The organism is Thalassospira sp. ER-Se-21-Dark, assembly GCF_017922435.1.
GTDB lineage: Bacteria > Pseudomonadota > Alphaproteobacteria > Rhodospirillales > Thalassospiraceae > Thalassospira.
Window position 1 is genome coordinate 1,280,706 of sequence record NZ_VDEZ01000001.1, and the last position, 21,828, is coordinate 1,302,533.

The window sequence follows — 21,828 nt, forward strand, 5'->3', positions numbered from 1 at the left end:
AATGCTTGGCCCCGCATATAGCGGGGCCGGGTCGATTTAGAAACGATAAATTTCACATTGCAGCTATCACAGCACTGCAATCACGGTTGCAAAGCAGGCTGTGACGGCCCCACCAAACGGTTTGATCAGATATGGATCAGTTGACCGGCTTGGTGTTGCAGGCCTTTGAAATCGCGTTATAGGCGTTGGTAAAGCCCGACAGTGAATAGGTATCGGTGGTCTTGGTATCGCGTGACGAATAGCCAACCACAACCATGGTCGATCCGGCTTTCATCGCGCTGACCAGTTTGCGGTCTTCTTCGCTGTTTACCGCCCAGGCGGAATCATCATGGGTGAACAGCTTGAAACTTTTGGAATCGATTCGAAGATCGACCTCGCTGCCGGACTTGTAGGTATAGCCGGTGATGAAGCTGACTTCATTGAGCAGCTTAAGTGCCGGGCGATGGGTGACCATGACATAGATTTTGCCACGCTGGGTGTAGTCGCCTTTGGCCGAGGTCGGCTGGCTGCCCATATAGCAGACTTTCTGGCCATCCTCGGAATAGGTGTAGGCTTCCCACTTGCCGTAAACATCAATCAGCTGCGGGGAGTTCTGGGCCTGTGCCACGTTGGTCGCAAAACCAAGCGCAAGCAGACAGGCAACCGCGCCAAAAGCGGCGGCAAACGAATTTCTGACGAGACGATGGGCGTGTTTTTTCATGAGGTCGCGTATCGTGTCTGAAGTTTCGGGATCGGTCCGACCGGACCACGTTAGGACGCATAAAATCCAAAGGATATGGCAAATTTATGAGGCTCGTTTCCCGAGATTGCCGCCAAAAGGTAAAGATTAAACCAAGGAATGCGTCCAACCGGGTGCGAACAGGTAAATTTTACAAATTATTCTGTGGATGGCGCCGGACGCCCGCCATGGCTGGTGATGCCCTTCTTGATGGGATTACCGGTAAACCGTTGTCAAAACACTAAAATTGATCGGCAGGTGTTAGCCGCGTGCGAGATTCTTTTTGACCACCTGATCCAAGCAATCCTGAACCGTGATCGGCTGATTTCCGCGCCGCATGCGGGCCAGCATGTGACGGAGTTCACGCGGTGCGCCTTCGGTTGCCGGGGCAAAGAAGGCATCAAACGAACATTGATCGGATCTGTATTGCCAGACGCGGATGTCGCCTTCGCCGCGGATCATTTCCGGTTCGCCGATTTTGGCCTCGACTTCCGGTTCTGACAGCCCCTTGAGCGATGCGTTGGGTACTGGCTTGAACGGGATGGCGGCCGTGGTGGTGCGTGATCTTGAATTTTCCGGCCGCCTGCGGGCCTCGGGCTGGGCCGTGGTGACGTTGCCCTTGGTATTAAGCTCGCCGTAATTGGTGTTTGTCGAACCCGGTGGCACTGACGACCCGCCGCCACAGGCCGAAAGACCCATGACAATGAGCGCCAGAAGCAAAATCACCCCGAATGGACGGGTGACGTCTGTTCGGGGTGAGGTTTGGGTCAGAGCAATCATGCGCGCTAAAAATCAGGAATCGTCTGATTTGCGCGGGATGGTGATTGCGCCGGTGCTGCCGCCGCGGCTTATACCGGTGTCCGCACCTTCGACATATTCCAGCTCGCCCTTGATGCGGGCACCATTTTCAATCTGAAGCGCGCCATAGGTGATCTTGCCGCTGATTTCAGCCGAGTGGACGACAACCACACGGCCAGCCGTCAGTTCACCTTCGAACTTGCCGCTGATTTCGGCTTCATCCACCTGGGCAGAACCGATGAAGCTGCCGCCATCGGAAACTTCGAGGCGCGAGCATTCCTTGATCTGGGCTTCGACAACGCCTTCGACGACCAGAACGTCACAGGAACCGATTTCACCTTTAAGCGTGATGTCGCGACCAACTGTCAGTTTCTTGCCCTCGGAGGAGTGGCTACCCGATCCTCCCGGGCGACCGGAACTGCCGCGGGTCGGGATTTCAAGCGGGCGCTTCGGGATTTCCGGGCGGAAGTTGGTGGAGTGCGGTTTGCTGGACATTTGCGGTTCATCCTTTGTGCGCGGTTGGGTGAAGAGCCGCGGCTCTGTTCGTTTTTCTGTTTTTTCGAACGTGCGGGTTTCGCTGGCTTTGTCAGATGCAGCATCAGAGGCCGAGGTCATCGTCCCGGAAAGCTTGTCTGATCCATCCAGGCGAGATGTATCTGACGAAGTCGCACTTCTGTCGACTGTTTTGTTGGCTTTTTTCTTTCCAAACATGGGATGACCAGATCCTTAGAGTTGCAGTTTCGATGTTGGTCTAGGTGTATCGGCCTTGCGGTTACCGGTCAGGCGGTCTCAGGCACATAGGTGCCAAGACGCACAGAATAGTGGACCATAAAGGCGGTGGCGATGATCGGCGCGACCAGATTGACCAAGGGAATGGTCATCAGGAAGGTCAAACCGACCCCGGCAATCCAAAGCTTTTTCTGGCGGCTTTTGCGAATGGCCTCAACCGTTCGCGCATCATAGCGGCGTGCGGCAACCAGTTCAAAATATTCACGCGACAAAAGATAGCCATTCATCCCGTAAAACGCGATGACATAGAGCGGCCCGGCCAGAAGAAGCGGCAAAATCAGAATGTTAAGCGCCAAAGCCGTCAGGGCGAATTTAAGACCACTGATCAGCGCATCAATAATCGGCTGCGGACGGGTATCGGGCAGGGTCGGATAGTGCTTGTCTTCGACCGCGTCGGCGATCTGATCGAGCAGAAGGCTCGAGATCAGGACCGTGGCCGCGGGAAACAGCAACAGCACAAGAAGCGTCAGACCGATGCCCAGCAGCCAGTCGACGGCGGTTTCAAGCCAGCCACCATCGGTAAAGAAGGTGATGGAATTCAGACCGAACCAGATCAGGACCCACAACCCGACAATGGTTGCCAGCGCACCGGCAACACCGATCAGCACAACTTTGCGAAAACGCGGGTCGGAAAACTGCGCAACGGATTTCAGAAAGTCATTGATCATGGAAGATGTCGGTCCTGTCCTGTCATGTGTCGAGTGTGCGGAATATATCCGCAAGGGAATCATGCATTAGTTTAGTAGGCAATTAAAATTAACAGCCTGTGAAATCAGGGACTGGCTTTGCAGATTTCCCAAGAATGCGACATCTATCGCAGGCATCAGGCAAAAAAAAGGCGTCCGGCCAGGGGGGAGAACCGGACGCCAGCGCTCCGATAATCTGGAGCGTGAGGAAAGGTAGGGGAGACCTTTTCCTCACACCGGGTTCCCGTCGTTTAGGGGAACCTTGTGACAGACTCACATATAGGAAGCACAGGACGTCCGTGCCATGGGTTTGGGCCCGAAAAAGCCGACAAATTTTGAAACTTTTCCCTGATTCCAATCTGCGGTGATTTCGTTACGAAATCACAATTACATTCACCACTTGGCCAAGCAGTTGAATCAGAAAATATTCTTGATCCGGCACCGGTTTACGGGCGGTTCAAAGACGTCAAAGGCGGATAGGAAAGTTTTTTGGCCTAGTTGCGCTGATTTGGCCAGATGCGTTCAAATTTGAACAGTTCCGGGTCAAGCTGCATGCCCTCTTCGGTATTGAACAGGGTGACCGTGGTTTCGACCCCGGTCGGGTCCTTGACGCTCCACTGACGCAGTTGCATCGGCTTTTCGGTAAACACCAGGGTTACACTTCCGGCACCCGGATCGGATTTGCGCACCAGTTCAACGCGCACGGTTTCGGCCGTGCGACGATAATCGACAATCTTGACCTTGTCGGTCAGCGAGATGTTTTCCGCCAGGATGATCCCGGCCGGGGTTTCATCAATGTCGAAATAGGTCGGTGCGTTGATTTCCTTGTCATAATAGATGAAATCATGACCGGTCGAGACCAGCAGGATCTGGGCCGGCGGGTTATATTCAAACCGCATTTTGCCCGGGCGTTCCATATAAAGATCGCCTTCGGCCGCACCGCCATCCGATGAAATCTGAACAAACTCGGCCTTCAGCGTCGTGATCCCGGCCAGATAGTTTTCGATCTTTTCGATCATCTCAGGCGTGATCTGATCGCTTGCTTGCGCGTGGGCTGTGCTTGGCAACAGGGTCAGACTGGTGACGGCACCAAGACCGATGGCGGATGCAATGACACTTGCCGCAAGAACGGCGCGGCCTTTCTTGCCAAACAATTTCCAGCGAGTCTTCGGTTCTTGGGTCAAACGGGTCATGTGTCTTACCGGTGTTCGTAACAATTCGTTGATCGCAATCATGGCGATTGCAGAAGGTGAATGGCGGATGATAAAAATCGTGCCAAATAGTAACCACTCACTGCGAGTAACATATCGCATCATTTGGCCGGGAAGGCCAGCCGGGTCAAGCCATGCCCGCAAATGACCTTAATTGGCCGTTTTGAGCCTTAATTGCAGGTCATTTGACCACCGGCAAGCAGGAGAACACGTTTAATGAGCCGTATCGTCGCCATCCAGATGGACCCGATCGAGAGCATCGATATCAAGGGGGATTCGACCTTTGTCATGGGCCTTGAAGCCCAGGCGCGGGGATATGACCTTTTGCATTATCATCCCGATGACATGTTCTATGACCGGGGCCGGATCAAGGCGGAAGTCCGCCCGATGACGTTGCGCTACGAACATGGCAACCACCATGATCTGGGCAAAGCACGGGTGATTGATCTGGCGCGTGAAACCGATGTGATCCTGATGCGTCAGGACCCGCCGTTTGACATGAACTATATCACCGCAAGCCATCTGCTTGAGGCGATCCACCCGGAAACCTTTGTGGTCAACCATCCGGGCCATGTCCGCAATGCGCCGGAAAAGATCTTTGTCACCGAATTTCCTGATCTGATGCCGCCGACCCTGATCACCCGGTCGGCAGCCCGCATCAAGGAATTCCGCGAAGAGTTCAAGGACATCATCGTCAAGCCGCTGTTTGGCAATGGCGGGGCGGGTGTGTTTCACCTCAAACCCGGTGACGAGAACCTGAATTCGCTGCTGGAACTGTTTGCCGCCCAGTCGCGCGAACCGCTGATGGTGCAGGCCTATTTGCCGGACGTCCGCAAGGGTGACAAACGCATCATTCTGGTTGATGGCGAACCGGTGGGCGCGATCAACCGCGTTCCGGCCGAGGGTGAAGCACGTTCGAACATGCATGTTGGCGGTGTGGCCGAGAAATCGATGCTGACCCCGCGCGAACGCGAGATTTGCGATCGCATCGGGCCGGAGCTTAAGAAACGCGATCTGATCTTTGTCGGGATCGACGTGATTGGCGATTACATGACGGAAATCAACGTCACCTCGCCGACGGGCTTGCAGGAAATCAACCGGTTTGACGGTTCCAAACTGGAAAGCCTGATCTGGGATGCGATTGAAACGCGGCTTGGCTAGGCCATCCTTATATCGCTAAAACGAAATCGGGCAGGTGATCATCACCTGCCCTTTTTGTTGGGTGATTTTGTGGGGCTTGAGGCGGGCTTTGATCAGCGCGCCTTGACCTCGACCTCGACAAAGGTGATGGCAAAGTCATTGTTGTTAATCACGTTATGGGACACCCCAGTCTTGCGGGCATAGGATTGCCCGGCGGTCATGTCGGACGGAAACGTTGTGCCGTCATCATTAACAATGGTCAGTGTGCCGGTTGTCATCGGCACGACGACATAATCCATGCCGTGAACATGATCACCGGTTTCGGAGCCGGGCGGGAAGTGCCATTCGGTCACCTTGACGGCATCGTCATCAACCTGAACGGTGGGAATGGCTTTGGGGCGCTGTGCAGTCACTGGGTTTCTCCAATTTTTGCGGTTAACCCGGTGATGATAGCGACAAGTCCCTCATGCTGCTTGCCTTTTTTATGTCGGCCTCTTGTGTGACTTTGACGATGCCGTTGCCGTCCGGTTCCGCTAAGCTGGAACTAACGCGGCGATCAAACGTATGTTTCAAGGGTCAAGTTCACATCATTTTGGCAGGTAGTAACAGCGCATGACCAGCTCCGAGGCGACAAAAATCACCGATCAGGATCTTTTCGGGCCGTTCCTGTTTGCCCGGGGTGCTGATGCCAAGACGGCAAAAATCGCGGCCCTTGTGGTTGCCGATGATGGTGCAGAAATCCCGGAATTTCGGGCTAATGGCCGTGATGTCATTGCGCCTTCGAAGCTTGCCAGCCTGTTTGGCCGAAGCTATTGGCGGTTTGATTTTGAACTGCCGTCAAACCGGGCCGCGTCATATAGTTTCGGAAACGAAACATACGAGGTTTGCACCGATCTTGGGGGTGATCTTCGCATCGGGTTTGTGTCGTGCAACGGACAGGAAGACGGTGATCTGGATCGGCCGCTTGAAGATCGCAATGCGCTCTGGACGGATTTGGGCAAAGAGCACGCAAAACAGCCCTTCTCGCTTTTGCTGCATGGTGGCGATCAGATTTATGCCGACGGCGTCTGGGAATGCCATGAGGATATCATTGCCTGGGACAAGGCCGGGCGCAGTGAACGGTTGGCGACCGCCTTTTCCGATGTCATGCGCGACGCCGTTCTGAAATTCTATCTTGATCATTATCTGGCGATTTATGGCCAACCGCAGATCCAATACATGCTGGCGCGCGTGCCGTCGCTGATGATGTGGGACGACCATGACATTTTTGATGGCTGGGGCAGTCACAAGAAGTGGTTTCAGGGCAGTGCCGTTGCCAAGGGCATGTTTGACTGCGCACGTGAAGCCTTTTGCCTGATGCAACTTGGCTGCACACCCGATGATTTGCCCGATATGGTCAGGGATCGCGATGGCATCAGCCTTGGCTGGCGCACCGATTTTCCGGGCGTCAGTATTGTTGCGCCCGATTTGCGATCCGAACGGACACCAAATGACGTGATGGGGGCACATGGCTGGCGCGATTTGCCCGAGATGCTTAAAACCGTGCCGGATGGCAATCGTATTCTTCTGATGTCGAGTGTGCCGGTGATCGGCCCGCGACTATCGTTGATTGAGATGGTGTTGCATCTTTCCCCCCGTGCCCAGAAATACGAGGATGACCTGCGCGATCAGTGGCAAAGCCGCTGGCACCGGCGCGAATGGTGCCGTTTCCTTGAGCTGATCGAAGAAATCGCCAACGAGCATAACCATGAGATCACCCTGCTTTCGGGGGAAATTCATGTCGCAACCCGGGGCACCTTCGAAACCAGGGGCAAAACCATCCATCAACTGGTGGCATCGGGCATTTCGCACACCGCACCACCCCCGACCTTTGCCAGGGTTTTGGGTCTTTTGGCATGGATCGGGGAGAACCCGCTTCCGGGGCGGCCGACAGAGTTAAAACCGCTGCCGGAACGCAAAGGTACCTATTGTGCGGCGCGAAATTACCTTACACTGTTACGTAAAGACACCAACTGGCATGCCAATTGGCATCTCGAAGGAATTGGCTGGACGCCGGATTTGCGCGTTTGAACGCGCCGTATGGCCGACGGAAATGTGCCAATGGCAAGGGGCTTTGGATCATGATGCAGCTTTATTACGCGCCAACTTCACCCTTTTCGCGCAAGGTGCGCGTTGTCTTGCGTGAGTTGGGTCTGGAAAAACAGATCAGCGAGATCCTGATTGATCCGTGGACGGATGAGGCGCTGCGTGCCCATAACCCGCTTGCCAAAGTGCCGACCCTGATCCTTGAGGATGGCATGGCGGTTTTTGAATCGGCCGTGATCTGTGATTATCTTGATCAGCTTGCCAAATCCCAAGGCATTTCAAAGGGTGTGATCCCCGAAAGTGGCCCGGCCCGCCTCAGTGCCCTTAAATGGCAGGGTTTGGCCGATGGCATGATGGCGGCAACCGCACGGCTTTATGCCGACTCCCAACGCGAAGATGGTGATCGTTCCGAAATCGTAATGGAGCGACAGGCGCAGGCGATTACATCCGGCATAGAGGCGATCCTCGATGGTCTGCCGGCGCTTCGCACCGAGGAGCCACATCTTGGTACTTGGTCGGTGCTGATTGCGCTTTATTACATTGATTTCCGCTGGCCGGACCGGCGGTTTGATATCCCGGTGCGGGTGCGCGACTGGATGGCGATCATGTCGGAACGTGAATCCTTTACCGAAACCACCTTTCACCTGCCCCATGACGGTGATTGATCAGAAAATCCAACGATTACCTGCGACAAACGCCGCCAGACATGATATCGCCGCCTTTTTGAAGATTGAATTGCGAAAAGCCGATGACCGAACCGACCATTACCAAAGCCATGCGTGAACGCGCCTGGGTCCGTGCCGAACGGATTGAGGGCGAAGACCCCAAGGAAGTGCGCAAGCACAAGGAAAGCGGCATCACCATGAAAAAGGCCAGTTTCGGCAAGTTCCGTAATTTCGGCTGGACCGTGGTTGATGAGGTTGCCGTGCCGTGCCGCAAGGAATTCCTTCCGCCGCGCGAAACGGATGACGAATCCTCGGACTAGGCCGCTATCGCAAATGTGATGGCTGATGCCGGCGGGCTTGATTGACAAAGAGGCCGATGAAGGGCGCTATGAACCGGTGGTTCTTGCGCCTTTTTCTTTGCCTGAGTTTGGTCTTGCCTGATGACAACCCGATCCGATGCGATTTCGTTTGGTTCGCTTGACGATATCGCGCCCGAAACCCTGATTGCCCATATGTCCGACCCGCGAATGGCTGAACATATGCCGTTGCTAAACGGTCCGTGGGATCAGGATGACGTTGCCCGGTTCATGGCGGCCAAGAAGGCCTGTTGGCAACGCGATGGCCTTGGGCATTGGGCGATCTTTTATGATGGCACTTATGTCGGCTGGGGCGGGTTTCAGAAAGAAGACGATGATTGGGATTACGGGCTGGTGCTGCGCCCTGAATGCTTTGGGCTTGGCATGGCGATCACGCACAGGGCGCTTGAATTTGCCCGATCCGATCCCCGTATTTCGTCGGTGACCTTCCTGTTGCCGCCGACCCGTACCAAGCTTGCCGCGTTAAAGCGCCTTGGTGCCGTGTTCGAAGGAACGGTTTCCCACGACGGGGCCTGCTTTCAAAAGTTCCGGCTTGAGATCGGCTAATCCCGTTTGGCATTTCCAAAGCCCGGCTTAGTTGCCCGGTTCCTGAGACAGATTGATTAACGCTGCCAGAAGCTGCTTTGGGTCCGTGTCGGCGACCTGATTTTCCAGCTGTTGTTGGGTTTCCTGCCAGATCGGGAAGGCGCGACTGAGAAGGTGTAAGCCGTCCTTGGTCAAAGCCAGCAGGCGGCCGCGCTTGTCCTTGGGGTCGGGTGTAATCTCAATCAGTCCACGTCGTTCAAGCGGTTTGAGATTGGCCGTCAAAGTGGTGCGATCCATCGCCAGAAGGTCGGCGACATCTTTCATGTGCGGCGGATATGGCCGGTTTAACGACATCAAAAGCGAATATTGCCCGCTGGTCAGATCAAGGGGACGAAAGGCGTCATCAAACCGTCTTGCGACGGTGCGGGCTGCGCGCCGGACATGCAGGCAAAGGCACGAGTCCCTTACCATTATGGTATCGGCATAGGGAACGATCTGATCGCTATGGTTGAAATATTTTTTTGACATGGGTAAATTATGTTGATATCAACGTATTTGTCAAACGGGAAAACAAGAAAATGCTGATAAATCGCCCGTTTTGATCGTCACCGCGTTAAATCCATTCTGCCTGGCAAGGAGAATGCCCCATGCAGAAGATCAGTCCTTTTTTATGGTTTGATCAGACCGCTGAAGAAGCCGTGAATTTCTATGTTTCGGTATTTGCTGATGCCAAAATCGGCAAAGTCATGCGTGCAAGTGCGGCCGGTCCCGGACCGGAGGGACGTGTTCTGACCATTGGTTTTGAACTGTTTGGGCAAAGCTTTACCGCGTTCAACTTCCCCACAGATTTCAAGTTTACCGAAGCCGTTTCCTTCGTCGTCGATTGCAAGGATCAGGCAGAGGTCGATTATTACTGGGATTGCCTGTCGGACGGCGGGCAGCCACGCGATTGCGGCTGGGTAAAGGACCGGTTTGGCGTTTTCTGGCAAATCACCCCGACCCGCCTGATTGAATTGATGAGCGATCCGAACCCGGCCATCGCCGCACGCGCAGCAACCGCAATGATGACCATGCAAAAGATCGATATCGCGGCACTTGAACGTTCGGTCGCCGACGGCTGATCGGGCCTGAGCACTCATGAAGCCAAACCCCTCGCACCACCAACGCAAGGATATGTCTGATGTCAGAAAAGCAAGCCAAGGATCGCCAGGCGATTGCCGATCTGTTTGATCGTTGGGCGAATGCCAATCGCAGCAAGGATATCGATGCGATCATGGCGCTTTATCACCCCGATATCTGTTCCTATGACGCGGTTGGACCGCTGCAATTCAACGGTGCCGCAGATTACCGCGCCCATTGGGAAAAATGCCTGCCCAAGGACGCCGAAATGATTGTCGAGATGCAGACACCAACCATTCGCGTCTCAGGCCATCTTGGTGTTGCGCATTTCCTGATCCGCTGCGGCATGCGCGATCCGGATGGTACCGAACATTCAAGCTGGATGCGCTCGAGCACTCAGCTTGAAAAGCGCGACGGCCAATGGCGCATCGCGCACGAGCATTTTTCCGTGCCATTTGATTTCGAAAATGGTCAAGCCCAGTTCGGGCTTGAGCCATAAGCCGTGCCCATCAACGCAATCTTACAAAGGAAGCCCCGATGAAAGTGATCAGCTATTTGAATTTTGATGGTAATTGCCGCCCGGCAATGGAGTTTTATCAATCTGTTCTGGGGGGTGAGCTTATCACCATGTCCTATGGCGAAACCCCGATGGCAGAAGAAATGCCCGCGATGGTCGACAAAATGGCCCATGCCTGCCTTGTCGGGGATGGCTGGAACATCATGGCGTCTGACAGCCCATCCGAACATTTCGAGGCGATGAAAGGCATGAACATTTCCATTCATGCACCCACTGCCGAAAAGGCGCGGGCGTATTTTGACGGACTTGCGGTGGGTGGCACAGTCATCATGCCGTTCGAAGAAACGTTTTGGTCAAAGGGTTTTGGTCTGGTGACGGACAAGTTCGGCACACCCTGGATGGTCAATACCGACATGGAACCGGCATAGGCATCGCGACCTGCCAACACCTTGTCCTTGAACGATATGTTGCCTTGATCCCCGTTTCCCGTCAAAGTGATGCAACTTGGGGTTATGGGGGTCAGGCAAATTGACAGCGCGGGTTACCACAGTTGCCTTTGCCGGGATTGAAACGATCCCTGTCGATGTTCAGGTGCAAATGGCAAGTGGCCTTCCGGCCTTTACTGTCGTTGGCCTGCCTGACAAGGCGGTGTCCGAGGCCCGTGAACGGGTGCGATCCGCGCTTTCGGCCATGGGATTGGCCCTGCCGCCCAAACGCATCACGATTAACCTCGCCCCGGCCGATTTGCTGAAGGAAGGATCGCATTTCGATCTGCCGATTGCACTGGGTATTCTGGCCGAGATGGATGTCATCGGCCATGACGATATAGAACGGTTCTTGGTGCTGGGTGAATTGGGGCTTGATGGCAGCATCACCAAGGTTGGCGGGGTTTTGCCCGCTGCCATGGAAGCCGGGATGCAGGAATGCGGCATCATTTGTCCGAACGCAAACGGGGCGGAGGCCCTTTGGGCCGGTGATCTTGAGATCCTGGCCCCTGCAAGCCTTGTTGCCCTGATCAATCATTTCAAAGGCACGCAAATTCTGCCCCGCCCGATCCGGCGCGACGCAGACGAGATCACTGATTTCCACGGCGACCTGCGCGATATCAAGGGACAGGAAAGTGCGAAACGTGCGCTTGAGATCGCAGCGGCTGGCGGCCATAACCTTTTGATGTCGGGGCCGCCGGGGTCGGGGAAATCGATGCTGGCGGCCCGCTTGCCGGGCATTTTGCCCGATCTTGATGCCAGACAGGCACTGGAAACCACGGTTATCCATTCCGTATCCGGAATGTTGCCAGAAGGTGGCCTGATCCGCACGCGTCCGTTCCGCCAGCCCCATCACTCTGCCTCCATGCCGGCCCTTGTCGGTGGCGGCCATCGCGTCAAGCCGGGCGAGATTTCGCTGGCCCATAATGGCGTTCTGTTTTTGGATGAATTGCCGGAATTTCAGCGCAATGTATTGGATGCGCTGCGTCAGCCGCTTGAAACCGGGCAGGTATCGGTTGCACGCGCCAATGCACATGTGACCTATCCGGCACGTGTGCAATTGGTCGCGGCGATGAACCCGTGCCGGTGTGGTTATCTTGGGGATAATGAACTGGCCTGCACCCGCGCCCCGCGTTGTGGCGAGGAATATCAGGCACGGCTGTCAGGGCCGCTTCTGGACCGGTTTGATATCCAGATCGAAGTACCGGCGGTCAAGCCCGAAGACCTTGATTTACCGGCCAAAGGCGAAACCAGTCAGGCGGTGCGCGAACGGGTATTTCTGGCCCGCGAATTGCAAATGTTGCGATATAAAAACGAAAACATATCGACCAATGCGCTGGCCGATGGTGAAGTCCTGCAGGATGCCGCCGCTCTTGATACAGAGGGCCGTGGATTGTTGCAGGATGCAGCGCGTCAGATGAAGTTGTCAGCCCGCGGATATCATCGGATTTTGCGGGTGGCGCGTACCATTGCCGATCTGGCCGGAAGTGCGGCGGTCAAGCGCGGCCATATTGCCGAGGCGCTGAATTACCGACAGATGGTCTATCGGCGCTAATCCCTCGTCATTGGGCAACCCGGGTGTGATCAAATGCGCGACAGGCCGTTCTGTTTGCGGATGATGTTGATCAGGCCGCGCAAGCCCGGGTGATTGTTATGACGGCTGCTGTAATACATGTGGAAGGGATCATCAGATGATGCATGGTCTTCCAGCACGATTTCAAGCTGTCCGCTGGCGAGTTCATCGGAAATGCGCGATTCCAGCAGATAGGCCAGTCCAAGCCCGGCCTTGGCGGCCGAGATCGTTGTTGCCGTGTCCTGAATGGTGATGTGGCCCGGCACGCGGTAGCTTTTCTGATCGGGGCCAGTGCCAAGTTCCCAGGGAAAAGGCGAATTATCGCCCAGAAGAAGTTGCAGGCATGTGTGATTGTGCAGATCTTCGGGGGTGTCTGGTTTTCCGCGGCGTGCAAGATAATCCGGTGCGCCGGCCACGACCCAGCGCTGGGGTCCGCTAAGTGCGATGGCAACCATGTCTTCCGGGACAAGATGGCCAAACCGGATGCCGGCATCATATCCCTCGGCGACGATATCAATCGGCCGGTTTTCAACGATTATGCTGAGGCTTACATCGGGAAAGGTCTTGGCAAATTCCGGCAATGCCGGGGCGATCAGAAGGTGTGCGGCATCGGAAAAGGCGTTGATGCGGACCTCGCCAAAGCTGGCGGCACCGGGGGCATCAAGCGTCTGGAGGGCTTCATCAAGTTTGTCAAAGCCCTCGGCAAGCTTGGTTGCAAGGTCCTGACCCAGTTCGGTTGCCACGATCGACCGGGTCGTTCGATTGATCAGCTTTACGCCAAGGCGGCTTTCGAGACGGCGGATCGCGTGACTGGCCGCCGACGGCGAAAGGCCGAATTCAATCGCCGCAGCCTTGAAGCTCTGGCGGCGGACAATTGCCAGAAACAAGCGTAGATCGGCAAACTCTGCGCGGTCGATTCCAGCCAAGTTGAACTCTATTCACTTTGTGGATGATTTCAGTTCATGAAAAACCACACCACACGGGGCGGTGCAACAAGTAATCTGGCCAAAAGTCAGACAATTCAGCCGGAGGAATGCGATGAGTGATATTCAGGCAGTCAGGATTCCAGACCTGATGTCGCGCCGTGTTTTGGTAACCGGGGGATCGACCGGGATCGGGGCCGAGATTGTCAGGGGGTTTGCCGCACAGGGTGCCAAGGTTGCGCTTCATTATAATGAAAGCGGTGATGCAGCACGCGCCCTTCAGGCGGAGTTTCCCGAGCATGTCGTGGCTGTTCAGGGCGATATGAGTGAAACGGGTACCCCGACGAAAGTGGTCCGGGAAGCCGCAGGGATGCTTGGCGGGCTGGATGGCCTGATCAACAATGCCGGTGGCATGCTTGGCCGTGTGCCGACGACCGAGGTGGAGGCTGATCATCTTGACCGTGTCTTTGCCCTCAATGGCAAGTCTGTCTGGGAAGCCACGGTGGCGGCTTACCCCTACCTCAAAGCGTCAGAAAACGGCTTTGTGGTCAATACGACATCGATTGCCGCGCGCAATGGCGGCGGCGGTGGTGCAGTGCTGTATGCCGCGGCAAAATCCTTTGTCAGCAGCCTGACACGCGGACAGGCGAAGGAATTTGTGGCGGACGGCATTCGCGTGAACGCCGTTTCGCCGGGCCTGATCCAGACGCCATTTCATGACCGCTATACACCGCCAGATGTTCTTGCCGCGCAAAGTGCAACGGTCCCGATGGGTCGCGTGGGCCGCCCGGATGAATGTGTCGGGGCGTTCCTGTTTCTCGCCTCAAACGCCATGGCGGGCTACATCACAGGCCAGATCATCGAGGTCAATGGCGGCCAGTTAATGCCTTAGGAAGGAATTCGATATGAACTACAGAAAATTCGGCAAGACAGGGCGCACGGTATCCGAAGTCGGTTTCGGCGCCTGGGCCATTGGTGGTGCGTGGGGCGATGTTTCAGAGGCTGACGCGCGTGCCGCCCTGCATGCCGCCCTTGATAACGGCACGACATTTATTGATACCGCCGATGTTTACGGTGATGGCCGGTCGGAAAAAATCATCGCCGATGTCATGAAGGAACGTGGTGGCGAACGCCCGTTCATCGCAACCAAGGCCGGGCGTCGTTTGGATCCGCATGTGTCTGAGGGCTACAACAAGCAGAACCTGACCGCATTTGTCGAACGCAGCCTAAAGAACCTTGCGACGGATTGTCTTGATCTGGTGCAGCTTCATTGCCCGCCGACAGAGGTTTTCTATCGCCCGGATGTGTTCGAGGTGATGGAGGAGATGGTCACCGCCGGGAAAATCCGCAATTACGGTGTTTCGGTCGAGAAAGTCGAAGAAGGCCTCAAAGCCATCGAATATCCCGGGGTTGCGTCGGTTCAGATCATTTACAACATCTTCCGCCAACGCCCGTCGGGACTTTTCTTCCGCGAGGCAAAAGCAAAGAATGTCGGGGTGATCGTCCGTGTGCCGTTGGCATCCGGCCTTTTGACCGGCAAGATGACCAAGGACACCGCCTTTGCCGCAGACGACCACCGTGCGTTTAACCGCAACGGTGAGGCGTTTGACAAAGGCGAAACATTTGCCGGTGTGCCGTTTGATGTTGCGCTTGAAGCTGTCGAGGAAATCCGCCGGCTGGTTCCCGACAATATCACCATGGCGCAGTTTGCCCTGCGCTGGATTTTGATGGAAGAAGCCGTTGGTGTTGTGATTCCGGGGGCAAAGAACGCAGCCCAGGCCGCGGCGAATGCGGCGGCAAGTGATGTGGCACCCCTGCCCTCAGAGGTGATCGGTGAATTGCGCAACATCTATGAGCAGCGCATCGCCCCGCACGTCCATCATTTGTGGTGATCAAACGCATCCAATGGCCTTAAACGGCCGATGAGACAGATAAAGGGGCACCATGCGATTGGTGCCCCTTTTTTGCGTTTCAGGCGGATTTGCGGACTTCGCTGAGCATTTCCGGGCGGCTTTTGCGTTCGATCTTATAGACCGACGAGGGCGGGACATTGCGCACCGTGGTGCCGATGCGCGTCGCCTGAAGATCAAGGCGGGCCAGAATGGCGTCCGGCACCGGGCAGCGCGGGCCATAGGTGAACTGGTAAAATGCGCCGTCTTCGCGCAGATATTCAAAACTGCCCGACAAGATGCCCATGATCTGGCGCGGTGACATCGACAAAAGCGGCAGGCCGCTAATCGCGCTTGCCAGTTCGCCAGCGCCAAAAAGGCCCTTTTTACCCAAACGGCAGGCATCCATTTGCAGGATGCGAGCTCTGGGATAGCGTTCGGAAAGCAGGCGGGAGAAATCCGGTCCGGCTTCGATCAATGTCAGGTCATCTTCACGCAAGCCGCGATCAAGAAGTGCACGGGTAAACACACCTGTCCCCGGTCCGAGTTCCAGAACCGGGGTGCTTTGGGTGTTGATTTCGGATGTGATCAGCCGCGCCAGCGCTGGGCTTGAGGGCGAAATGGCGGATATTTTTCTGGGATCGGTGACCCAGGCGCGAATGAAAGGCAAAAAGTCCGACATCGAATGAAATGCCCCACTTGGTAAAGGGAGAGCGCATAAACTGCCGACCCTTTATGTCGCTTCGGGCGCTTATTTGTGTTCATTTTGCGAAATGCCACCCGGCAACGTGTCCACCCAGAGACGTGCGAGGTGGCGTTCAACGCAATGATTACGCAGCGCGGTTACGGCGCAGAACATCAATGATTTCGGCCTTGTGCGGATCGGCATGAAATGCATCGGCCATGATCATCACACCCTTGGTGCCGTCATTGGCCTCGATCATGAACAGCGTTGCCTCGTCACCCGGATCGGTGCCTTGGTCGGTGCTGTTGGAATGGACAAGGCGCAGCTCGTCCGGGGTATAAAGCTTGCCGGTGCCGTCACTGCGTACACCGCCCTCCTCGGCCATGAAATGATGTTCAAAACCGTGTTCTTTGGCGTTTGCCTGAAGATCAGCCAAGGTCATTGCGGGCCTCCTCGATCAAAAATTGTCTGATAAAGGCAAAACGCAAATCCTGGCTGCTTGTTCCGAAATCAACTGTGCTTGCGGCGAAGACTGTCGATCAGATCGGCCTTGTTGCGGTCGGTATCAAAGCTGTTGGGCACAATCAGCATACCGCGCGTGCCATCGCTGGCCTCGATCATGTACAGGGTGGCGTCATCGCCCGGGTCGGTTCCGGCATCGACAGAACGGGAATCGATGATCGTCAAATCATCGGCGCTATATTTCGCCTGTTTGCCATCGCAAGTGACATGGTTTTCCGATGCGCTGAAAACATGCGAAAAGCCGCGCTCACGCGCCAGATCTTGTAATTCGCTCAAGTTCATGATGGTCCTCCGTTCGATGGATGCAGCCGTAAGGCCAACAATCATCAGACCCTATCACGAAATGCGCCCGGCGTATTTGCGTGTGCGCAATCTGGCAGAAAACAGGCCTATTTCGCATCAAGAGCCATCTTCATGCCCTCGTGGCTGGCGACAAATCCAAGCCGTTCATAGAAGCGATGGGCATCCTTGCGGGTTTTATCCGTGGTGAATTGTATCAACGCCGCGCCAAGTGATTGCGAAATCGAAATGGATTGCTTGATCAGCTTTTCGCCAATCTTCTGGCCACGGGCGGTACTTGCCACCCGGACCCCTTCGATCTGGGCGCGCAGCTGGCCGCGCCGCGACAATCCGGCGATCATGGTCAGCTGCAAACAGCCAACAATTTCCATGCCTTGGATCGCCAGCAGGTACTTGTTGGGCAGGGCATCGGTGGACTGGGATTCCATGGCATCAAACGCGGCGTAATAGGCATCCGGAAGCGGATCGGTGAATTCCTCGCGGGTTTTGCCTTTTTCATCATCGGCCAGAAGGGCAACAATGGCAGGCAAATCATTGCGGGTGGCATAGCGAAACGTGATGTCATCGGATTTTGTGGTGGTGCTGGTGGTGGTGGCGTTTGACATTGCGGGATCCCTTTGCTGATGGCGGGCCATCATGGGCAAAGCCGGGGATCAAGGCAATATGGCAATGACGCCGCCTGTTTGTGCATCAGGCGACGTCATTTCCGGTAGTGCGGGGCCCAAAGCCAAAGACCGGCACGGGGATGGGGGAAATCATGCCGATATCAAACCAGGGACCCCGGCAAGCAGGGTTTGTGGAGGTCAGGCAAGACCACCATTGGCGCGGATGGTCTGACCATCCACCCAGCCGGAATCCGGTCCGGCCAGGAAGGACACCACGCCGGCGATGTCATCAGGTTCACCAAGCCGTTCGAGCGGTGGCATCTTTGCGAAATTGGCAATCTGTTCGTCGGTCTTGCCATTGAGGAACAGTTCGGTTGCCACCGGGCCCGGCGCAACGGCATTGACCGTGATCTGGCGACCGCGCAGTTCCTTGGCGAACACACCCGTCATGGCCTCGACCGCGGCCTTGGTGGCGTTATAAACGGCATAACCCGGCAGCTTGAGGTGTAGGGCAGTGGTTGAGAAGTTGATCACCCGACCATGGTCACGCAGGTGTTTTGCGCCTTCGCGCAGCATGTTGAACGTGCCGCGCACATTGATGTCCATCATCGCGTCATAGGTGGCGTCATCCATGTCGGCAATCGGGGTGGTCGTCATGACACCAGCGTTATTTACGATGACATCAACGCCGCCAAACTCGGCGATGGTCTTGTCAAACAGGGCCTTAACCGCATCCGGCCTGGCAATGTCCGCCTTGATTGCGATGGCCTTGTGGCCCTGGGATTTAAGCGAATCAGCCAGTTCTTCTGCCGGGGCGGCAGAGCTGGCATAGTTGATGACAACATTAAAGCCATCCGCCGCCAGACGTTTGGCAAGCGCCACGCCAATGCCGCGTGATGCGCCGGTGATGATGGCAGTTTTGTTTTCAGGGACAGACATCAAAAGTCTCCTTGGTGGTTACGGGGCCTCAAGGGCATGGGCCCACTATGCCCAAGATGACTTTTTGGATAATTAGGCTATATTCGACATCATTATTCGAAAATGAACAACAATAAGGATCGCAATGGACCGGTTTGAGGAAATGCGTAATTTCGTGCGCGTGGTGGAGCGCAAAAGCTTTACCAAGGCGGCGAGTGATCTTTTGATCCCGCGCGCAACCATGACCAATTCCATCCAGCGGCTTGAAGACCGGTTGGGTACCCGGTTACTGGAACGTACGACGCGCACGGTCAATCCAACCCGTGACGGGGATGCCTATTACCAACGCTGTGTGCGGATTCTGGCCGATCTTGAAGAAGCCGATGGCAGCTTTACCAATGCCGATCCCAAAGGGTTGCTTCGGGTTAATCTGCAAGGGACGTTGGCGCGGACCTTTATCATCCCGGCACTCTCGGAATTTCGCGATCGCTATCCGGGGATCGAACTGGTGCTGGCCGATGGTGACCGGTTTGTCGATCTGGTGCATGAAGGGTTTGATTGCGTGTTGCGCAGTGGGGATCTGGCCAGTTCATCGATGATTGGGCGAAGGCTTGCGCTTTTGCATGAGGCAACGGTGGCCAGCCCAGATTACATCGCCCGCACCGGTATGCCCGAAACCCTTGCAGACCTTAAAAGTCAGGGTCACCAGATGGTTTGTTTTTTATCCGGTGCGGATGACAAGCCGATCCCGCTTGATTTCAGGGTGGATGGCAAGCTTTGCGAGATCATGCTGCCCGCCAGTATCTCCGTGACCGGGGCCGACAGCTATGCCGCCTGTGCCGCCGCCGGATTGGGGATTGTTCAGGTGCCGCGCTATCGCGTGGCCGATGACCTTAAATCGGGGAAACTGATTGAAATCCTGCCCGATTGCCCGCCCGATCCGATGCCGGTTTCGGTGCTGTATCCGCAAAACCGGCAGCTTTCGGCGCGTGTGCGGGTATTTGTCGACTGGCTGACTGAATTGCTGGCGGGGCTTGATCTTGCCGGGTCAGGCCGGGCTTGAGCCGCGCGAAAGCAGTTTGATCCGGTTTCGCAATGAAACCAGATGCGCCTGCCAGTAATGGGTCATCATCGGTTTGAAACGGTTGTCATTCAGGCCATTGCGCCCGGGATGGGCCATCGAAAGCTTTTCAAGGCCAAGATGTTCCAGCGTGATACGGGTGTGATCGCCAAGTGCGCTAAAGCGGATATCGACCAATGTCGCCGGTTCCTTGGGGTCGGCCATCGGCCAGTTCCATTCAAAACTCAGGCGCTTGGCGGGCTCCCACTTGGTGACCTTACCGGCGCGGACGATGAAATCGGGGCGGCGTTTATCGACTTCCTGCAAATAGCGCACACCATTTTCCGTCCCAAATTCCATGATGCCCGGACGATTGCCAAGCAGCCGGTTGCGCGGCCCCTGTTTCCACCAGTGATCAATCCCGTCAGTGAACTGGTCAAAGGCGGTGGCGGCGTCGCAGTCAACGCGAAGCGCAACAAAGGTTTTGGCTGACATCGAAGATCCCGTTTAACAGCAATGACGCCGATCTGGTGTGCGGCTTGTTCCTGTTTTGCAGAAAGCCCGTGGCCGGACAAGCAAAACCCGATCCGGCAGGCATAATGTGCCAAATCGGGTCTGAAGGGTCTGTGGTCGAAGATATAGCGGTTTAGTAGCCGGTCTCGCGATTGACCAGACCACGCGGGGTTTCGCCGCGGGCCAGACGATCAAGGTTTTCGGCAATCTGATCGACCGATTCTTCAAACCGGGTGGCGGCCGCAATATGCGGGGTGATGCGGATTTTGGCATGGTCCCAGAACGGGTGGCTTTCGGGCAGCGGTTCGGTCGCCGCAACATCCAAAAACGCGCCGCGCAGATGGCCGGTATCAATCGCGCGCAGCAAGTCGGCCTCGTTGATCATCGCCCCACGGGCGGCATTGATGATCGCGGCCCCCTTGGGCAGGAAGGAAAGCGTGCTGCTGTTTAGCACGTTTTCAGTTTCGGACGTGCGCGGCAGAAGGCAGATCAGGATATCGGACTGACCGAGGAATTCTGCCAGCGTCTCTTTGCCGGCATAGGTCGAAATGCCTTCAATCGCCTTCATCGAGCGGCTCCAGCCCGAAACAGAAAAGCCCAGATTGGACAGCGACACAGCAACCGCAGAGCCCAGTGCACCCAGCCCCATGACACCGACCCGGCATTGCGAAATGCGTGCGACGTCATGCTGGGTCCAGTCGGCCTTGGCCTGCTGGGCGCTATAGACATCAAAGTCGCGCATGAAATGAAGCGCGGCATAAAGGTGATATTGCACCATCTGATCGGCCATCCCGGCATCTTCCAGACGAATGACCGGCAGTTCCTTGGGCAGGCTGGGGGATGAAACAACATGATCGACCCCGGCACCGAGCGAGAAGATGGCCTTCAAGTTCGGAAGTGTCTTGATCAGGCCCTGCGGCTGTTTCCAGAACAGGGCGTAGTCAATCGTTTCAGGAACGTAATCGTCTTCCTCGATCACGATATTGGCGTCCGGCAGGCGGTCAACCATCACGCTTTTCCACTTTTGATCGTCGCCGGCAGCGGAAATCAGAATATTGAGCGGGGCGTTGGTGGTTGCCATTGGGGTCTCCTGGTCAAAACGTCGAAAGTTGGGGCGAAAAGGGTTCTACACATATCAAACGCGCCAGAGCGCAAAGCGTTCCGGCGCGTCAATTGGCGCTTTAATCACAGTCTGTCATGGACCGGCCTGCTTTCACAAGGCCGGGTCGGCGTTCGTTTTGCGCAGCCTTAATGGGCAAAGATCATCGCCGGATCGCGGAAGGTCTTGAATTCAAGGCCATTTCCCGCCGGATCTTCGACAAAGAAGGTCCCTTGTTCGCCCGGCTCACCCTTAAAGCGGATCTTGGGTTCGAGCAGGAATTTGACATTGGCGGCTTTAAGCTTGTCTGCCAGTTCATGCCATTTTTCCCATTCAAGAACCGCCCCGAAATGCGGGATTGGCACCGCATCACCATCGACATCACCCGACCCCTTGTTCTGACCGGCTTCCGGGCGAACATGGGCCGACAGTTGATGACCAAAGAAATCAAAATCAATCCAGGCCTCGGTCGAGCGACCTTCTTCACAGCCGAGGATATCGATATAGAACGCGCGGGTGTCAGATATCGATTTGATTGGAAAGGCCAGATGGAACGGGGGCAGCGACATGAGTGTCTCCTAGATAATCTAATGCTGTGTTGTTAGAGACAGTCTAAATCAGCATAA

At 55.8% G+C, this 21,828-nt stretch carries 28 protein-coding genes; 12 read left to right on the plus strand and 16 right to left on the minus strand.

The genetic code is table 11. The features are described from left to right. Window positions 1-136: 136 nt before the first annotated feature. From FHI25_RS05845 to FHI25_RS05865, 5 genes are all read right to left on the minus strand, one after another. The gene (locus FHI25_RS05845) at window positions 137-700 is read right to left on the minus strand and encodes an invasion associated locus B family protein (protein ID WP_008888780.1); all 564 of its coding nucleotides are present in this window, start codon (window positions 698-700) and stop codon (window positions 137-139) included. Window positions 701-979: 279 nt separating this feature from the next. Next, entirely contained in the window at window positions 980-1,498 is a 519-nt protein-coding gene (locus FHI25_RS05850; protein ID WP_210515932.1) for a hypothetical protein, read from the minus strand. Between the two features lie 12 nt (window positions 1,499-1,510). Further along, complete coding sequence (locus tag FHI25_RS05855) at window positions 1,511-2,011, minus strand: polymer-forming cytoskeletal protein (RefSeq protein ID WP_246878909.1); 501 nt, start codon at window positions 2,009-2,011, stop codon at window positions 1,511-1,513. 284 nt (window positions 2,012-2,295) lie between these two features. After that, on the minus strand, window positions 2,296-2,973 hold the full coding sequence (locus tag FHI25_RS05860) for an EI24 domain-containing protein (protein WP_008888783.1): 678 nt from the start codon (window positions 2,971-2,973) through the stop codon (window positions 2,296-2,298). Between the two features lie 512 nt (window positions 2,974-3,485). Continuing rightward, complete coding sequence (locus FHI25_RS05865; protein ID WP_197146336.1) at window positions 3,486-4,184, minus strand: outer membrane lipoprotein carrier protein LolA; 699 nt, start codon at window positions 4,182-4,184, stop codon at window positions 3,486-3,488. A 234-nt stretch (window positions 4,185-4,418) separates the two neighbouring features. On the opposite strand from FHI25_RS05865, the gene gshB reads away from it, so the two are divergent. Continuing rightward, the gene (gene gshB / locus FHI25_RS05870; RefSeq protein WP_210515934.1) at window positions 4,419-5,363 is read left to right on the plus strand and encodes a glutathione synthase; all 945 of its coding nucleotides are present in this window, start codon (window positions 4,419-4,421) and stop codon (window positions 5,361-5,363) included. Window positions 5,364-5,455: 92 nt separating this feature from the next. Here the strand turns inward: gshB and FHI25_RS05875 are convergent, their stop codons facing one another. After that, window positions 5,456-5,755 carry a cupin domain-containing protein gene (locus FHI25_RS05875; protein WP_064787942.1) on the minus strand — a complete coding sequence of 100 codons (300 nt, stop codon included), beginning with the start codon at window positions 5,753-5,755 and terminating at the stop codon, window positions 5,456-5,458. A 199-nt stretch (window positions 5,756-5,954) separates the two neighbouring features. Between FHI25_RS05875 and FHI25_RS05880 the strand changes: the two genes are divergently transcribed. The 4 genes from FHI25_RS05880 to FHI25_RS05895 all read left to right on the plus strand — a co-directional run bounded on the left by FHI25_RS05880 (window position 5,955) and on the right by FHI25_RS05895 (window position 9,015). Beyond that, on the plus strand, window positions 5,955-7,412 hold the full coding sequence (locus tag FHI25_RS05880; protein ID WP_210515936.1) for an alkaline phosphatase D family protein: 1,458 nt from the start codon (window positions 5,955-5,957) through the stop codon (window positions 7,410-7,412). Between the two features lie 50 nt (window positions 7,413-7,462). Continuing rightward, entirely contained in the window at window positions 7,463-8,092 is a 630-nt protein-coding gene (locus FHI25_RS05885; protein WP_064787944.1) for a glutathione S-transferase N-terminal domain-containing protein, read from the plus strand. Window positions 8,093-8,175: 83 nt separating this feature from the next. Next, window positions 8,176-8,412 carry a hypothetical protein gene (locus FHI25_RS05890; protein ID WP_064787945.1) on the plus strand — a complete coding sequence of 79 codons (237 nt, stop codon included), beginning with the start codon at window positions 8,176-8,178 and terminating at the stop codon, window positions 8,410-8,412. A gap of 120 nt (window positions 8,413-8,532) precedes the next feature. Next, on the plus strand, window positions 8,533-9,015 hold the full coding sequence (locus FHI25_RS05895) for a GNAT family N-acetyltransferase (protein WP_210515938.1): 483 nt from the start codon (window positions 8,533-8,535) through the stop codon (window positions 9,013-9,015). Window positions 9,016-9,042: 27 nt separating this feature from the next. Here the strand turns inward: FHI25_RS05895 and FHI25_RS05900 are convergent, their stop codons facing one another. Beyond that, a complete protein-coding gene (locus FHI25_RS05900; RefSeq protein WP_210515940.1) occupies window positions 9,043-9,522 on the minus strand; it encodes a MarR family winged helix-turn-helix transcriptional regulator in 480 nt (159 codons plus the stop codon). Window positions 9,523-9,641: 119 nt separating this feature from the next. Between FHI25_RS05900 and FHI25_RS05905 the strand changes: the two genes are divergently transcribed. The 4 genes from FHI25_RS05905 (at window position 9,642) to FHI25_RS05920 (ending at window position 12,670) form a co-directional block, all read left to right on the plus strand. Beyond that, entirely contained in the window at window positions 9,642-10,115 is a 474-nt protein-coding gene (locus tag FHI25_RS05905) for a VOC family protein (RefSeq protein WP_210515942.1), read from the plus strand. 59 nt (window positions 10,116-10,174) lie between these two features. Further along, window positions 10,175-10,612, plus strand: coding sequence for an SgcJ/EcaC family oxidoreductase (locus tag FHI25_RS05910; RefSeq protein WP_210515944.1), 438 nt, complete (start codon window positions 10,175-10,177; stop codon window positions 10,610-10,612). 38 nt (window positions 10,613-10,650) lie between these two features. Beyond that, a complete protein-coding gene (locus tag FHI25_RS05915; protein WP_210515946.1) occupies window positions 10,651-11,058 on the plus strand; it encodes a VOC family protein in 408 nt (135 codons plus the stop codon). A gap of 100 nt (window positions 11,059-11,158) precedes the next feature. Beyond that, window positions 11,159-12,670 carry a YifB family Mg chelatase-like AAA ATPase gene (locus FHI25_RS05920; RefSeq protein WP_210515948.1) on the plus strand — a complete coding sequence of 504 codons (1,512 nt, stop codon included), beginning with the start codon at window positions 11,159-11,161 and terminating at the stop codon, window positions 12,668-12,670. A gap of 29 nt (window positions 12,671-12,699) precedes the next feature. On the opposite strand, the gene FHI25_RS05925 is transcribed toward FHI25_RS05920, so the two are convergent. After that, complete coding sequence (locus FHI25_RS05925) at window positions 12,700-13,614, minus strand: LysR family transcriptional regulator (RefSeq protein WP_246878910.1); 915 nt, start codon at window positions 13,612-13,614, stop codon at window positions 12,700-12,702. Between the two features lie 112 nt (window positions 13,615-13,726). On the opposite strand from FHI25_RS05925, the gene FHI25_RS05930 reads away from it, so the two are divergent. After that, a complete protein-coding gene (locus FHI25_RS05930) occupies window positions 13,727-14,503 on the plus strand; it encodes an SDR family oxidoreductase (RefSeq protein WP_210515950.1) in 777 nt (258 codons plus the stop codon). 13 nt (window positions 14,504-14,516) lie between these two features. Then, window positions 14,517-15,503, plus strand: coding sequence for an aldo/keto reductase (locus FHI25_RS05935; protein WP_063086190.1), 987 nt, complete (start codon window positions 14,517-14,519; stop codon window positions 15,501-15,503). A gap of 79 nt (window positions 15,504-15,582) precedes the next feature. On the opposite strand, the gene FHI25_RS05940 is transcribed toward FHI25_RS05935, so the two are convergent. From FHI25_RS05940 to FHI25_RS05960, 5 genes are all read right to left on the minus strand, one after another. Continuing rightward, window positions 15,583-16,182 carry an rRNA adenine N-6-methyltransferase family protein gene (locus FHI25_RS05940; RefSeq protein WP_064780247.1) on the minus strand — a complete coding sequence of 200 codons (600 nt, stop codon included), beginning with the start codon at window positions 16,180-16,182 and terminating at the stop codon, window positions 15,583-15,585. Between the two features lie 148 nt (window positions 16,183-16,330). Beyond that, the gene (locus FHI25_RS05945; protein ID WP_008888804.1) at window positions 16,331-16,627 is read right to left on the minus strand and encodes a hypothetical protein; all 297 of its coding nucleotides are present in this window, start codon (window positions 16,625-16,627) and stop codon (window positions 16,331-16,333) included. 68 nt (window positions 16,628-16,695) lie between these two features. Beyond that, the gene (locus tag FHI25_RS05950) at window positions 16,696-16,989 is read right to left on the minus strand and encodes a hypothetical protein (RefSeq protein WP_008888805.1); all 294 of its coding nucleotides are present in this window, start codon (window positions 16,987-16,989) and stop codon (window positions 16,696-16,698) included. A 107-nt stretch (window positions 16,990-17,096) separates the two neighbouring features. Continuing rightward, window positions 17,097-17,612 carry a GNAT family N-acetyltransferase gene (locus FHI25_RS05955; protein WP_210515952.1) on the minus strand — a complete coding sequence of 172 codons (516 nt, stop codon included), beginning with the start codon at window positions 17,610-17,612 and terminating at the stop codon, window positions 17,097-17,099. 198 nt (window positions 17,613-17,810) lie between these two features. After that, window positions 17,811-18,551, minus strand: a complete 741-nt coding sequence (locus FHI25_RS05960) for an SDR family oxidoreductase (protein ID WP_210515954.1) — start codon at window positions 18,549-18,551, stop codon at window positions 17,811-17,813. Between the two features lie 124 nt (window positions 18,552-18,675). Here FHI25_RS05960 and FHI25_RS05965 point away from each other — a divergent pair, with 124 nt between their 5' ends. After that, window positions 18,676-19,593 carry a LysR family transcriptional regulator gene (locus FHI25_RS05965; protein ID WP_210515956.1) on the plus strand — a complete coding sequence of 306 codons (918 nt, stop codon included), beginning with the start codon at window positions 18,676-18,678 and terminating at the stop codon, window positions 19,591-19,593. Here the strand turns inward: FHI25_RS05965 and FHI25_RS05970 are convergent. The 3 genes from FHI25_RS05970 to FHI25_RS05980 all read right to left on the minus strand — a co-directional run bounded on the left by FHI25_RS05970 (window position 19,579) and on the right by FHI25_RS05980 (window position 21,771). Continuing rightward, window positions 19,579-20,085 (minus strand): SRPBCC domain-containing protein, encoded by a 507-nt coding sequence (locus tag FHI25_RS05970; RefSeq protein ID WP_210515959.1) that lies wholly within the window; start codon window positions 20,083-20,085, stop codon window positions 19,579-19,581. The genes FHI25_RS05965 and FHI25_RS05970 overlap by 15 nt on opposite strands. A 151-nt stretch (window positions 20,086-20,236) precedes the next feature. After that, window positions 20,237-21,184, minus strand: coding sequence for a glyoxylate/hydroxypyruvate reductase A (locus FHI25_RS05975; protein WP_210515961.1), 948 nt, complete (start codon window positions 21,182-21,184; stop codon window positions 20,237-20,239). A gap of 167 nt (window positions 21,185-21,351) precedes the next feature. After that, window positions 21,352-21,771 (minus strand): VOC family protein, encoded by a 420-nt coding sequence (locus tag FHI25_RS05980; RefSeq protein ID WP_210515963.1) that lies wholly within the window; start codon window positions 21,769-21,771, stop codon window positions 21,352-21,354. Window positions 21,772-21,828 lie beyond the last annotated feature (57 nt).